Source organism: Acinetobacter sp. Brlt_5, assembly GCF_051949055.1.
Lineage (GTDB): Bacteria > Pseudomonadota > Gammaproteobacteria > Pseudomonadales > Moraxellaceae > Acinetobacter > Acinetobacter indicus.
In genome coordinates this window covers 76,448-89,222 of the sequence record NZ_JAYJLP010000014.1, presented here as the reverse complement: position 1 = coordinate 89,222, position 12,775 = coordinate 76,448, and the positions used below count along the sequence as shown (strand labels likewise).

Annotated in this window: 15 protein-coding genes and 1 tRNA gene; 3 read left to right on the top strand and 13 right to left on the bottom strand. The window is 41.6% G+C overall.

Going from position 1 to position 12,775, the window contains the following annotated elements:
• Window positions 1–201: 201 nt before the first annotated feature.
• The 4 genes from dusB to VF685_RS10565 form a co-directional block, all read right to left on the bottom strand.
• A complete protein-coding gene (gene dusB, locus VF685_RS10580) occupies window positions 202–1,221 on the bottom strand; it encodes a tRNA dihydrouridine synthase DusB (protein ID WP_257219151.1) in 1,020 nt (339 codons plus the stop codon).
• A 230-nt stretch (window positions 1,222–1,451) separates the two neighbouring features.
• Window positions 1,452–1,661 (bottom strand): cold-shock protein, encoded by a 210-nt coding sequence (locus tag VF685_RS10575; protein WP_005178879.1) that lies wholly within the window; start codon window positions 1,659–1,661, stop codon window positions 1,452–1,454.
• A 200-nt stretch (window positions 1,662–1,861) separates the two neighbouring features.
• Window positions 1,862–2,083 carry a hypothetical protein gene (locus VF685_RS10570; protein WP_005178882.1) on the bottom strand — a complete coding sequence of 74 codons (222 nt, stop codon included), beginning with the start codon at window positions 2,081–2,083 and terminating at the stop codon, window positions 1,862–1,864.
• A gap of 175 nt (window positions 2,084–2,258) precedes the next feature.
• Window positions 2,259–2,335, bottom strand: a tRNA-Met gene (locus tag VF685_RS10565).
• Between the two features lie 441 nt (window positions 2,336–2,776).
• On the opposite strand from VF685_RS10565, the gene VF685_RS10560 reads away from it, so the two are divergent.
• Together VF685_RS10560 and VF685_RS10555 are read left to right on the top strand one after the other, a co-directional pair.
• Window positions 2,777–3,982, top strand: a complete 1,206-nt coding sequence (locus VF685_RS10560) for a DUF1615 domain-containing protein (RefSeq protein ID WP_075166918.1) — start codon at window positions 2,777–2,779, stop codon at window positions 3,980–3,982.
• Window positions 3,949–4,578, top strand: a complete 630-nt coding sequence (locus tag VF685_RS10555; RefSeq protein ID WP_286385178.1) for an HAD family hydrolase — start codon at window positions 3,949–3,951, stop codon at window positions 4,576–4,578. The genes VF685_RS10560 and VF685_RS10555 overlap by 34 nt, the downstream gene beginning before the upstream one ends.
• A 42-nt stretch (window positions 4,579–4,620) precedes the next feature.
• Here VF685_RS10555 and VF685_RS10550 read toward each other — a convergent pair whose 3' ends face one another.
• The 7 genes from VF685_RS10550 to VF685_RS10520 form a co-directional block, all read right to left on the bottom strand.
• Window positions 4,621–6,012, bottom strand: coding sequence for a hypothetical protein (locus VF685_RS10550; RefSeq protein ID WP_180074260.1), 1,392 nt, complete (start codon window positions 6,010–6,012; stop codon window positions 4,621–4,623).
• Between the two features lie 14 nt (window positions 6,013–6,026).
• Window positions 6,027–6,704: a prepilin-type N-terminal cleavage/methylation domain-containing protein gene (locus VF685_RS10545; RefSeq protein ID WP_286385177.1), complete on the bottom strand. Its 678-nt coding sequence runs from the start codon at window positions 6,702–6,704 to the stop codon at window positions 6,027–6,029.
• A gap of 13 nt (window positions 6,705–6,717) precedes the next feature.
• On the bottom strand, window positions 6,718–7,155 hold the full coding sequence (locus VF685_RS10540; RefSeq protein WP_127800257.1) for a PulJ/GspJ family protein: 438 nt from the start codon (window positions 7,153–7,155) through the stop codon (window positions 6,718–6,720).
• Complete coding sequence (locus VF685_RS10535) at window positions 7,136–7,585, bottom strand: pilus assembly FimT family protein (RefSeq protein WP_127800259.1); 450 nt, start codon at window positions 7,583–7,585, stop codon at window positions 7,136–7,138. The genes VF685_RS10540 and VF685_RS10535 overlap by 20 nt, the downstream gene beginning before the upstream one ends.
• On the bottom strand, window positions 7,579–8,043 hold the full coding sequence (locus tag VF685_RS10530; RefSeq protein WP_163170242.1) for a type IV pilin protein: 465 nt from the start codon (window positions 8,041–8,043) through the stop codon (window positions 7,579–7,581). The genes VF685_RS10535 and VF685_RS10530 overlap by 7 nt, the downstream gene beginning before the upstream one ends.
• 511 nt (window positions 8,044–8,554) lie before the next feature.
• Window positions 8,555–9,649, bottom strand: coding sequence for a fatty acid desaturase family protein (locus VF685_RS10525; protein WP_286385175.1), 1,095 nt, complete (start codon window positions 9,647–9,649; stop codon window positions 8,555–8,557).
• 15 nt (window positions 9,650–9,664) lie between these two features.
• Entirely contained in the window at window positions 9,665–10,735 is a 1,071-nt protein-coding gene (locus VF685_RS10520; protein ID WP_163145692.1) for a ferredoxin reductase, read from the bottom strand.
• A 207-nt stretch (window positions 10,736–10,942) separates the two neighbouring features.
• Between VF685_RS10520 and fabR the strand changes: the two genes are divergently transcribed.
• Window positions 10,943–11,569: an HTH-type transcriptional repressor FabR gene (gene fabR / locus VF685_RS10515; RefSeq protein ID WP_228151050.1), complete on the top strand. Its 627-nt coding sequence runs from the start codon at window positions 10,943–10,945 to the stop codon at window positions 11,567–11,569.
• 20 nt (window positions 11,570–11,589) lie between these two features.
• Here the strand turns inward: fabR and VF685_RS10510 are convergent, their stop codons facing one another.
• Window positions 11,590–12,390: an alpha/beta fold hydrolase gene (locus VF685_RS10510; protein ID WP_286385174.1), complete on the bottom strand. Its 801-nt coding sequence runs from the start codon at window positions 12,388–12,390 to the stop codon at window positions 11,590–11,592.
• Window positions 12,391–12,498: 108 nt separating this feature from the next.
• Window positions 12,499–12,765 carry a PAAR domain-containing protein gene (locus VF685_RS10505; RefSeq protein ID WP_005178913.1) on the bottom strand — a complete coding sequence of 89 codons (267 nt, stop codon included), beginning with the start codon at window positions 12,763–12,765 and terminating at the stop codon, window positions 12,499–12,501.
• Window positions 12,766–12,775: the final 10 nt, after the last annotated feature.

Genomic DNA, 12,775 nt, shown 5'->3' with positions numbered 1-12,775 from the left:
CTTTTATACGTAATTTAAGTGTTTTCATGGGCTTATATTAGCTCATATTAGGCTTGAAATATTGTTTTTTAGCAATTAAACGACATTTCATGTCGTGTCGCTTATATCTCTGACCTGAAAGACAGAGGTTTACGCTCCATTTGATAAAGTCGGGGATAAAAAATGGCGCTCTGAAGCGCCACAATTATGATAGATATTTAATTATTTGGTTTCTAACAGATTCACCTGCTCAACCTGCACATCACTCATGATGTTGCCATGTTCTAACAGTTGATTAAAATAGTTTTCCACCACCTGATACTGCTCGGCCGTGCTTTCCACACGGTACATATTCTGGCGGAATTCATTGCTAGAACGCAGTCCTTTGGTGTACCAGGCAATATGTTTACGTGAAATACGACAGCCTGAATATTCTCCATAAAAGCTATAAAGTTCAGATAAATGCCCAAGCAATACCTGTTTGACTTCTTCAATACTCGGTGCGGCCAAATGCTCACCGGTCGTCAGATAATGGGCAATTTCACGGAAAATCCAGGGACGGCCTTGTGCCGCACGGCCAATCATAATCGCATCTGCACCGGTATAATCCAGCACCATTTTAGCTTTTTCCGGACTGTCGATGTCGCCATTGGCAATGAGGGGAATATTCAGCTCGGCCTTAACCTGCTTGATTAACTCATAACGCGCCGTGTTCAGGTACATATCTTCGCGGGTACGACCATGCAGGGCCAGCGCTGCAATACCGGCCTGCTCCGCACGCTTGGCCACACGCAGAATATTTTCCTGACCGTTTAAAAAACCGAGTCGGGTTTTTAAGGTCACCGGCACATCGACTGCTTCTACGACTGCATCTAAAATCCGGGCGACCAGATCTTCATCTTGCAACAACGCCGAACCAGCCAGCTTGTTACATACTTTTTTGGCAGGACAGCCCATATTGATATCAACAATCTGTGCGCCATTGGCCACCTGATAACGCGCGGCTTCGGCTAGGTCAGCCGGATCGGAGCCGGCAATTTGTGCAGAAATCGGGGCGATTTCGCCATCAAAATTGGCCCGATACAGACTTTTTTTGCTCATGCGCAAAGTCTTGTCCGAGGTCATCATTTCACTGACTGCATGGCCTGCGCCAAAATATTTGCACAGCGTTCTAAACGGCCGATCCGTGACGCCTGCCATTGGTGCCACCCACAGCTTTCGCTCAATAGGACGATCAAACAGTTCTTGAATGACAGGATGTGAACTCAATGTAGGAACCTCGGGAAACAGAAAATGCGCAGCGAATCTTTCAGATGGGAGAAAACTGGATACGGCGCTAAAAACCGGGCTAGTTTAAAGCCTTCTGACTAAAATTTCTATGCATCTGTACCAACCACAGCACATCTGTTTTTAGCAGATGCTAAAAAACAAAAGCCCATCAGAAGATGAGCTTTTTGCAGGGAAACCGGCAATTAGATTGCAGTAATACCGCTGGCCTGGTCGCCTTTTTTACCCGCTACGATGGTAAATTCAACGCGCTGGCCTTCATGTAAAGTTTTGAAGCCCTGGTTGGTAATTTCGCTGTAATGAGCAAAAACGTCCTGACCTGAATCTGCCTGAATAAAACCAAAACCTTTAGTTTCATTAAACCATTTCACAGTACCAGTAACTGTATTTGACATAAGATAATCCTGTATTAAAAAACTTTTAAATTGGTCATAGATAAACCAATAATTAACTGGAAAATGACTTTGAAACTAAAAATCTGATACTACGAAGGATATTAAAAAACGACGGAGGGAAAAGATTTGCTGAAACAATAGTAATTCTTCTAGTTCACGACCACTATACAGACTTCTGTTCTGAATGCAATAAAAATAAATTAATTCAATTTATATAACTGATTTAAAGCAATATAAAAACTTTTACCATCCAGGTTAAATTCTACCTGCTGTCCGGACTGAAGCTCAATCATTTTACCGACTTCCACCCAGATAAAACCCTGGCTCGAGCGCTGCTTCTTTTTCAGCGGCATTACTTTTACAAAAATTTCCTGACCATTGACTGCAGTGGCCAACTGCCAATTTTCTACATTATTCAACATAACTGACTCATTATATGAGCTTAGGTGATCATTTAAGAAAGCTGTTCAATTTTATTAAAATTTCATCTTTCAAAAATCGGATAAAAACACAATCAAATTTGATTATTTTAAACTTTTCACTGTCCCAATTCTCACAATTATGGACAAATATTCAATCACTATAAGCATTAAAAGTTGGATGCGGGGGCCGGATTTGAACCAACGACCTTCGGGTTATGAGCCCGACGAGCTACCAGACTGCTCCACCCCGCAAAGGAGAGTTAGCTTTATACGCTCTATATTTGCTAAACACAAGGTTTATTTAAAATACACACTAAAATAACCACGGTTCTACGCTAAAATAATTCCCTTTATTTTGATTAGAAAATTTTGCAATCATTAAAAAATAACAGATAATATTTTAAAAAATAATTCAGATGATTTTATACAGCATCTCCCTTATTTATTTAAATATTTTCTTAAAATAACAGAAGATCATCAAGTTAAAATCAGCACTTTATTTTGAAATAGAATTCAGTATCTAATTCCACACTTATTCACTTTTTTGAGCTACTCAATTCTCTGACTGTTTGCAGATAAAAATTGACAGTGCAACGTAGGCCGTATACATATATATTCACACCTGTATAGCCGAATTTCTGTATACTTCATCTGCCCTGTAGGCTGACCCGTCTGGACCGAGTTTTCCTGTTTATGAAACACACCTTCCTGTCATCTGTAATCAAACCTTTAAGCCTGATTGCGTTATCTTTAAGTTTAGCTGCCTGTGGCGACAGCGCCTGGTGGAATAAAGGCGATGAGCCAAGTCTAGATGCAGATCAGATCAAACGACTAATTCCTTCCCGCGTGAAAGATCGTGATTCATGGGCCAAAGATATTTACGATATTAGTGAACAATTGGGTATTCCGCAGACCAAGGAAAATATGTGTACCATTGTCGCCGTGGTCGATCAGGAATCCAACTTTGTTGCCGATCCGCAGGTTTATGGTTTAGGTGAAAAAGCGGTTAAAGAAGTCCAGGAACGCTTAGACGAGAAGTTTAAAGATAAACTCGGTGAAGCCATTGGAGGCACCATTGCCGGCTATTTTCAGGATGTACTGAAAAACCATCCAAGCCCGGAAGATAACTATTTAAGCCAGATGCGCCGGGTCAAAACCGAACGGGAACTGGATGAACTTTATCGTGAAATTTTTGACTATATGGCCAAGCATTATCATGTGTCGGCCCTGACCGGCGCCGCCAAGCTGTTTGGTCAAAATATCGGAGAAAAGCTGAATCCGATTACCACTTTAGGTTCGATGCAGGTGCATATCAGCTATGCCAAGGAACATAAACGCCAAGGCGGCAATATTGCAGAATTACGCACCGATTTATACAGCCAATATGGTGGCCTGTATTATGGTATTCACCGTCTGATGATGTATCCGGCCGACTATGATAAACCGCTATATCGCTTTGCCGATTATAACTCGGGTATGTATTCCAGCCGTAATGCCGCTTTTCAGAGCATGCTCAATGATTTAACCGAAGCCGAATTATCTCTAGATGGTGATTTACTGCTCTATAGCAAAGATGGCGGTGTTCGCAGTGCCAAGAGTCAATCTGAACGCGAGCTGATTAGTGTTTTTGCCAAACATAATATTGTGCTCACCCCACGTCAAATCCGCTCCGATCTGAAAAAAGAAAAAGAGCAGGATTTTGAAGATACCGCCTCGTATCGCGCCTTATTAAAACTGTATCAGGAACAAACTGGCAAAGCACCATTTTATGCGATGATGCCAGAGGTGGTAATTTCCGGGCCAAAACTCAGCCGTGATTATAATACCAACTGGTTTGCTACTCGGGTCAACGGGCGATATACCACATGCATGCAAAAAGCCAAAAATATAAAAATCTAGCCTTATTCGATTTTGATGGAACCCTGTATGAGCATGACAGTTTTACCGGCTTTATTTTCTACAGTCTGGGCAAACGGCATATTCTCAAGCGTGGTATAAAAGTTTTGCCCTGGATCATGGCATATTATCTTAAGCTGTACCCTGCCCATAAAATGCGCCCCAAGCTATATTCGGCCATGTTTAAAGGCTGTGATCTCAAAAAAATTTACCCTTTGGCTCAACAGTATGCAGGTAAAATATTAAAAAGCCTTGAACCTTCTTTACTCAAACAATTAAAACAACATCAGCAATTGGGACATAAAGTTATCCTCGTTTCTGCAACCATTGACCTATATCTTGAAATAATTGCTCAGGCTTTAAATATAGAGTTAATCTGCTCCAAAGTTGAAATGAAAAATGGAAAACTGACAGGTAAATATCTGACACCGGACTGTAGTTGTATGCAAAAGAAATTACGGGTTTTAGAAGTCATTAAGCTTGCAGATTTTGAGACGATTTATGCGTATGGGAATAGTGAGGAGGATGCGGAGATGTTAAGTCTGGCTCAATATTATTATATGATTGGACAGCATAATGTATTGCCTAATCCATATTAATAAGAGAATAAAAAACCACTTCAGTTGAAGTGGTTTTCCATATTACATATAGCGAATCGTTCCGGTGGTAAATGACTTTATATATCCTGGCAAAGCGGAACTTGCATCATCAGCACCTAAAAGTTTAAGTTTAATATTACCGTTCATCTCGGTAACATCTGTTTCACCAGTAATCATAATATTGCCTTGAATTTTAATAATACCAGTACCCACGAATTTCCCAGATGCTTTACCAGTGCCACCCGCACCCTTTGAAGCTATAATATTTCCGAAAAAATCAACAGAGTTGGCATCCTCTTTATTACCATTTCCACCTAGATTGCCAGAATCAAGTTCAACAGTACCATTAGTCATAAATAGGATATTACCAATATTAGCTGGGAACTCTTTCAACTCTTCTGCATCTTTTAAAGTCCCATCAGAATTGCAATACTGAGAGGGAATAGCAGGACTTACTCCACAAATTTTTGTAATGACAGCATTATTACGAACCAATTTATAAGGTAAAGGCGCGTAAGCATAATAACTTTGTTTGGTATTACCATTTGGAATTGTAGATTCAATTCCAGTTTTACTAATAATTGAACTTACCAAAGGAGTTGAAGTGATCTTGACTTGAACTTGTTCTTCAAACCATAACACTCCAGCCGGGATATTTTTCGATGTATCCACAGTCCATTCTGAACCCGAAAAACTAATTCCATTAAAATCAGTACAAGTAAATCTTTCTTTAGCAGAAGGCGTATTATTCCCTGTACTTAAAAGATTTTGTTTCTCACATTTGTCTTTTGAAAAAACATAATTAGCATAAGGTTTTAATACCTCCGAATCTATGAAACTTGTAGGTTCATATTTCTCGACTGTAATACCTGTTAACTGATCATTAAGAGTTTTCCCACTATTATCAACAATTTTTTTATCTTTAACTGTAATAGTAACCCCATCACCACTGATGGTATCTTTACTATTTACTTTTAAACCACCTGCAAATATTGAACCTGTCGCCGTTGTCTTACTTAATTGATCAATGATTTCAAAATTTGCTCTGAGAACCGCACTTGCTCCACCACTTTTACCGATGACATCAAAGCAATAGTGATTAACTGCACACGATGCAGCTTTTTCATAATGAATTGTTGTACCACTTTTGGTGATATTACCCTGTTGGATCTTGATTATATTTGCTAACGGTTGATTTTTTAAGAATTCAGCCAGTGCCTGATAACCTATCATTGCCTGCATTTGTGCTTGAGTCTGTGCATGTGCAGTTGTCGCACTCGACTGCAAATTGCGCATAGAAGACATATAGCCAGCAGTTAAAACAGTCAGCGAGAAACCAACCAATACAATAAATAAAAGCGAGGAAATACCTGCCTGCTTAGCAAAAGAAATCGATTTTTTAGAATTTCTTTGATGTTCTGCCGCATTATGCATGACTTTATCCTCCCCTATTTAAAATTAAATAGGCATGTAATATTTTGAATTGTTCTTGCTGTGCTATCACTACTTGCCGCATAAGTATTCGCCTCAAGCACTACCTGATATTTCCCTAAGTCAATACCAGCTCCTCCTTTAATCCCAAAAGGACTACAGCCACCGGTTACAGGTTGAACTTTAATATTAATTGCACCAATTTTATTCGTATCATTGCCAAGACCAGAATCAGTTAAAGCAGCCTGATCAATTTGAATAAGTAATTCTTTTGCAATCGTATCAACAGGTTTGACAAGGCCTGAGCATGTATACCCCGCTGCTGTTGGGCCATATAAATACAAGCCATTCTCATGGCTATATAAGGCTCGGCAATGAGTATCGGAAACTTTCCAGACCAGATATTTACCTATCGTATTTAAGGCAACTGCATCTCCGGCCGCATCTAATACTTTAAAATCGGCCTGAGTTGGACTGGTTAAACCATAACCCATTCCTTGCAAAACCCGGTCTGTGGCAATTAGACCAAGCATAATATGGCTATCTACTTTTGCACCTAATGAAGCTTCTGCTGTCACTTTTCCTGTAGTCACAAAAGCACGTAGCATGGCCAGAATAATAATAATAGACAATGCCAGGGCGATTAGAATTTCAATTAAAGTCACACCACGCTGTGAAAATTTTAGGCTATTCATCTTCCTCTCCTTTTCACGGTGCAATTTGCACTTTAACCGGTACAAAAGTATCAGCTTCGTCAACTTCAAGAGTTGCTGCACTCACTTTAATTCCGCCCACCGTAGAGGAAGCAACCCCACCTCCAGTGGAGTCATTGGCGACCACCGTATAAGCACCCTCGCTCACAATACAGTCCAGGTTTACATTGTTGCCCGCTACCTGTACCTGAACAGTATGTGTGCCTAGAGCTTTCCCACCACATTCATTGGAGTTTTCCAACTGCTGTCGCATTTGATTAATGGTATGCAAATGAATATTCTGATCACGGTGCACCACTGCTGTTCGACCAGAAATATAAGCAGCACCCAAGCCAATCACAGCCATCAGCACCATTGAAACCAATACTTCGATTAAAGTCGCGCCCTGCTGATACTTTGGTATTCCAAGATCGTTAGAAGTAACCTGCTTCATCTTGACCTCCTGATGCTTGAATCAAATACTGGGTACATGTGTTTGTCTGTAAAGACGCATTATTATTTAATTCAACCTTTTGAGTTGCTGAGTCACAGGTTGCTGAGGCTGGTAAAGTTGACAACTGAATTGTCACCGTTGGAGTAATATTGAAACTCCAAATAGTCGCATTGTTACTGTCTTTTACCACCACTGTAGTAGAAGTCACTTCCAGACTGGCAGCCTTAGCTCCTTCCTTGACAGCATTCGGGTTTCTTAACGCTTCATTTTTAGCACGCGCATATGCTTCCAATAGTTCTTTTTCAGTTTTGGTAATTTGCGCATTCGCCACCCAAGCCCGGCCCAATGGGAAAATAGCCACAGCAAGAATTGCAAGCAAAGCAATCCCAATCATCAATTCGATGAGGGTCACGCCACGTTGCCTTACCATGAGCTTAACCCGCCACAGCCATTACTAGTTTCAGCAATATTTTTATAATTATTACTTCTGAAGGTCAGTACACATCCGGCATTCCTCCCCTCTCCCGTAGCAATCAACTCATAACCAGGTTTTGAATCAATATCTTTAATTTCTACTGTATATTTAAAGGTATCTGCTGCCGCGGGTTGCCAGCCTTTTGCGTGATTTTGAGTTTGAGCAGTAGTTGTTGTTGGATTTGTTGTAGGGGCTGCATAGCTTAAGTTGCGCTGATACATACTTTCCAATACCAAACTTAATGCAACTAAATCTGACTGGGCACTACGTGCTTTGGCTTTGGTAATGTAATTTGAATACATAGGCATGGCAATGGCTGCGAGAATAGCCAAGATAATGACAGCCACCATTAATTCCAGGAGCGTAAAACCTGCGCTAGACGTGTGGAAGTTCGAGCCCTGTTTCTTATACATTTTCTTTCTTTACCAAAAGCATACTTACTTCTATAAAACTAGCATAGGATTTGTTTAGTATATGTTGTATAAACCTCCAAATTGTTTAGCAATAATTCACTGCATTATGATTATGATTATGATTATGATTTTCAATTAAAAAATGTTTAATTCTAAATATTTTTACCAACTGTTAAAATGTGTAAATAATTAATATGTTTTTCATATACATATTTAACTGAGTGTGATCAATCTTGTTGTGCTTTGAATTTTCATCAAAACCATATACTTATACTCACATAGAGTATATAAGCTTGGATATCATTGTACTTATCAAGTAATTGGCATAAATGCTCAAAGTTAATCATTTATGTGAATTATTTTATAAAGAATTAATAAAAATCATACCAAATAACCTTTTTCTCCAGATTTCCGAGTTAGCGGCTTGGTTTTAGTTTTTGTAACTCTTCTATTCAATAAAAAAGGCAATTTCCTATGAAAATTGCCTTTTTTGTCTTAACGCATTTTATGCTTATTTTTTAAACGGAAACGCATACTTGGCAATCCGTTTCAGTACACTGCCATATTGTTTAAACAGGCTGGCATTGTTGTAGTGCAAACCATATTTTTCACATACTGCCTGTACTTTTGGTGCCATCTGACGGTAACGGCGTGCCGGTACATCCGGATATAAATGGTGTTCAATCTGATGGCTTAAATGGCCAGTCAGAATATGGAACGCTTCTGAACCAGTCAGGTTAGAAGAACCACGAATCTGACGCATATACCAGTGACCACGGCTTTCATTTTTCAATACCGATTTTGGGAATACCTCAACATCTTTGGTGAAGTGACCACAGAAAATAATACTGAAGGTCCAGATGTTACGAATCCCGTTGGCCACCAGGTTGCCAGTGAATACCGGTAACGCAGCAGGACCAGCAATCAGCGGGAAGAACACATAGTCTTTAAACAGCTGTTTAGAGATTTTGCTCTGTAAAGGTTTCCACTCTTCTTTCAGCTCAGCCTTGGTTTTACGGCCCATCCACACTTTACCGAGTTCCAGGTTTTGAATCGCCACACCCCACTGGAACAGTAAACAGAATGGAATACTGTAAATCGGTTGTAGCAGATGACCCGGTTTCCAGCGTTGTTCTGGGAACAGACGTACCAGACCATAGCCGATATCATCATCCATACCTTTAATATTGGTATAGGTATGATGCTTGTAGTTGTGGGTTTGACGCCAGTTTTCAGAGGTACCGACAATATCCCACTCATAGGTCTGACCGTTGAATTTTGGATCGTTCATCCAGTCATATTGACCGTGCATGACGTTATGGCCAAGTTCCATATTTTCCATGATTTTGGCAAAGCCGAGCAGACCAGTACCCAAAATCCAGGCTGGCGGGAACCAGCCAGCAAACAGGCAGGCACGACCCGCAATAGAAGCATAACGGATGGTTGAGTATACACTGCGGATGTATTTGGCATCTTTTTCGCCTAAATCATCCAGCACTTCCTGCTTGATGGCGTCTAATTCACGCGCCAATTCATCCAGTTCTAATTGGGTTAATTCGCGGTTTTTAGGATTTTTAAAATATTCAAATTTAACTGGCATATTCATAGTGAGTGTACCCGCTTATAAGTCAATAACTAAGTCTGTTTGTGCCGAATTCACGCAAAGCTTGAGCAAATTACCCGGTTCGGTGTTTTGCGCACCATTCACCAGATTTTTGGTCGAGCCTTCGACTTTGTTGCAGGCACATTTATTACAAATTCCCATACGGCAGCCATGCTTCGGTTGAATATTCTGCTGCTCCAGGCTGGTCAAAATAGATTGGCCTTTGGGAATGGTCACGGTTTTATTCGATTGGGTTAAGGTCACCTGCACAAAACCAGCTTCTTCATTGAGCATTGGGCTCATGCTAAAGGCTTCAGTTTTTAATTGCTGTGCATGCGCAAACAGTTCTTCTACCCGTGCAGCAAAACCCGATGGACCACAGGCATAGACTGCGCTCTGTTCAATCTGCTCAAAGGTTTGCAGATGGCTTTCATTCAGACGCTGTGCCGGTGTTTCCCCTGCCTGGGTATAAAACACGTCAAAGCTAAAGTGTGGATATTGTGTCGCCCATTGTTCAAACTGGGTTTTAAAAGCAACATCGGCAAAGGTTTTTACCCAGTACATCAGTTTAACCGAGGTCTGCTTTAATTGACCCGATTTGGCCAAAGCATCGACCAGGCTATACATTGGGGTAATACCACTACCGGCAGCCAGCAAAATGAGTGGCTGTGTCGCTTCAGGCAACAACATATCGCCATAAGGCTGGCCAAATTCCAGAATATCGCCCACATTGGCCTGATTGACCAACCAGCTGCTGACTTTACCCTGATCGACTTTTTTAACGGTTAACAGCACATGCTGAGTATCCAGTTGCGTCAGGCTGTAGGTACGCTCATAGCGAATTCCTTCAATGGTGACAAAGACCGGGTGATGTTGGCCCGCCTGTCCAAGCTGGAATTTCTGATTGAACTGCACCATCAGGCTGACCGTGTCCTGCGCGGTCTGCTGCTTTTGCACAATCTTGCCCAATGCCTGATTCACAGACCACAACGGATTGATTTTTTGTAACCAGAAGTTTGCCGAGTACGGATCAACAATCGCACTCGCAAGAGATTTGAGGGGAGATTTCGACTTTTCGATAACGTGCATAGCCTACACCACGCGATGAATTCTCAATTATTATACACATGTATATATATTTGTATATACGCTTGTATTGTTTCTATTCATTTCACAAGTTCACACACAACGGCTATACTACTGAAAAGCCTTTCAGCTCTGGACCCTATGACTCAGCCTGCCATGAAAATAAGTAATGATGTTCTTGCCCAAGATGTTCCCAACATCCGTGAACCCATGACGGTGCGTACGGTCGGCAGGAAAGCGACCATTACCAAGGAAGAGCTGTTTCAGGCTGCACTGAATCTGATCGGACCCCAAAAAAGTATTGCCTCTTTAAGCCTGCGTGAAGTCGCGCGCGAAGCCGGTATTGCACCGAATAGTTTTTATCGTCACTTTAAAGATATTGATGAGCTGGCCATTGCCCTGATTGACCGGGCCGGCCATGTGCTGCGTCAGATTCTGAATCAGGCACGTTTAAAAGCATCCAAACAGAACAGCATTATCCGCACCTCGGTTGAAGTCTTTATTGAACAGCTAGATGCTGATGAAGGTAATTTAAGTCTGCTGTTGCGTGAAGGCTATACCGGATCGACGTCTTATAAGCAGGCAGTGGAACGTCAGCTGAACTATTTCCAGCAGGAACTGAAAGATGACCTGATTCGTCTGGAGCGTTTGAATAACAGCAAACTGTCCCATCCGGAGATTGTTTCTTCAGCCATTACCCAGCTGGTGTTTAATATGGGTGCCAAAGTGATTGATATGCCCGCCAATGAACGTAAAATCATTGCCGAGCAAACCATGATCATGATCCGGATGCTGCTCGAAGGCGCACGCCATTTAGATGAAGCACAAATCCGTTAACTGGATTTTAAACTGCTTATTTAAAGTGTTGATCGAATCCGCTGCTGCACATCGCGTGCGCTCTGCTCAGGAGATTCCAGCGGGAACATATGCCCACCCACTACAACACTAAACTCAATGCCATATATCTTTTTTAGTCCCTGCGGGAAACCTTGCTTATAAAAAGCACTCTGCTCTGCCGTGATTAAATGCACCGGTAAATTTGGGGCTTTACGCGGCCAACGCCACCACCAGCTTGGTACAGTTCTAAAAATATCTGCCTCGACCTGTTTTGGAATCTGTAAGCTGATGCCGGCCTCATCTTCTCTAAGACCATGCCGGATAAAATCCTGAAAACAGCGCTCATCAAACTGTTTAAACAAGGCATTGCCACGTAACTGCTGATAAGCCTGCTCACGGCTCGACCAGGCGTCTTTACGTTTCAGACTCAGCCCGGCCGGGGTTAAACGGTCAATCTGTTTTGAACCCAGCTTTTGCAATAACTCGAATATCGGCGCTGTTTTACCAAGCACAAAAGGCGGGTCCATTAAAATCAGCTGGCTAAATAAATCTGGCCGTTGATAAGATGCCATCAGCAACACCAGCGCGCCAAAAGAATGCCCCAAACCGACCACCGCCTGTTTTGGTGTTTGTAACTCGATATCGGCAATGACCTGCACCACCAGTTTTTCCCATTTTGGCTCAACCGGATAGTCCGGATTCAGGCCAATGACCGGAATATATTTCAGCTCAATATCGGCATCAAAATAATCAAAAAAGGTCTGATAGCAAGGACTGGCGATGCCATTGGCATGGGCAAAATAAACAACAGTTTTGGTCATAAAGGTATTTGAAGCAGATAATCCATTTTGCAGGAGGTAATTTTAATTTTTGCTGCGATTCTCAAGATTAGCCAGGCTGGTTCAACACTCTACGCCTGACCAATATATTTATTTGGCCGACACCACCAGATTCTGGCTAGGCAAGAAAGTTGCGCCGCAGGTGGTTTTATCACCAACAATCACCACACCACGCCCTTTGACCTGGGTGGTTGGATCGGCCGCAATGGCCGCTACTGTAGTTTTACATTTTGGACAATAATGCTTCATGCCATTTAAATGCACGGCAATGCCATTAATAACAAATGAACTTTCACATTCAGCAACCACACCGCCATGTGAAGTTTTAGAGCCTAAAGTGACTAATGCTTTACCCATCGTTGTTATA

Bases quoted from the DNA above. Each gene is read 5' to 3' on its own strand.
- VF685_RS10575 (WP_005178879.1), bottom strand. From the start codon at position 1,661: ATGTCAAATACAGTTACTGGTACTGTGAAATGGTTTAATGAAACTAAA.
- VF685_RS10570 (WP_005178882.1), bottom strand. From the start codon at position 2,083: ATGTTGAATAATGTAGAAAATTGGCAGTTGGCCACTGCAGTCAATGGT.
- VF685_RS10560 (WP_075166918.1), top strand. From the start codon at position 2,777: ATGAAACACACCTTCCTGTCATCTGTAATCAAACCTTTAAGCCTGATT.
- VF685_RS10555 (WP_286385178.1), top strand. From the start codon at position 3,949: ATGCATGCAAAAAGCCAAAAATATAAAAATCTAGCCTTATTCGATTTT.
- VF685_RS10550 (WP_180074260.1), bottom strand. From the start codon at position 6,012: ATGCATAATGCGGCAGAACATCAAAGAAATTCTAAAAAATCGATTTCT.
- VF685_RS10545 (WP_286385177.1), bottom strand. From the start codon at position 6,704: ATGAATAGCCTAAAATTTTCACAGCGTGGTGTGACTTTAATTGAAATT.
- VF685_RS10540 (WP_127800257.1), bottom strand. From the start codon at position 7,155: ATGAAGCAGGTTACTTCTAACGATCTTGGAATACCAAAGTATCAGCAG.
- VF685_RS10535 (WP_127800259.1), bottom strand. From the start codon at position 7,585: ATGGTAAGGCAACGTGGCGTGACCCTCATCGAATTGATGATTGGGATT.
- VF685_RS10530 (WP_163170242.1), bottom strand. From the start codon at position 8,043: ATGTATAAGAAACAGGGCTCGAACTTCCACACGTCTAGCGCAGGTTTT.
- VF685_RS10525 (WP_286385175.1), bottom strand. From the start codon at position 9,649: ATGAATATGCCAGTTAAATTTGAATATTTTAAAAATCCTAAAAACCGC.
- VF685_RS10520 (WP_163145692.1), bottom strand. From the start codon at position 10,735: ATGCACGTTATCGAAAAGTCGAAATCTCCCCTCAAATCTCTTGCGAGT.
- fabR (WP_228151050.1), top strand. From the start codon at position 10,943: ATGACGGTGCGTACGGTCGGCAGGAAAGCGACCATTACCAAGGAAGAG.
- VF685_RS10510 (WP_286385174.1), bottom strand. From the start codon at position 12,390: ATGACCAAAACTGTTGTTTATTTTGCCCATGCCAATGGCATCGCCAGT.
- VF685_RS10505 (WP_005178913.1), bottom strand. From the start codon at position 12,765: ATGGGTAAAGCATTAGTCACTTTAGGCTCTAAAACTTCACATGGCGGT.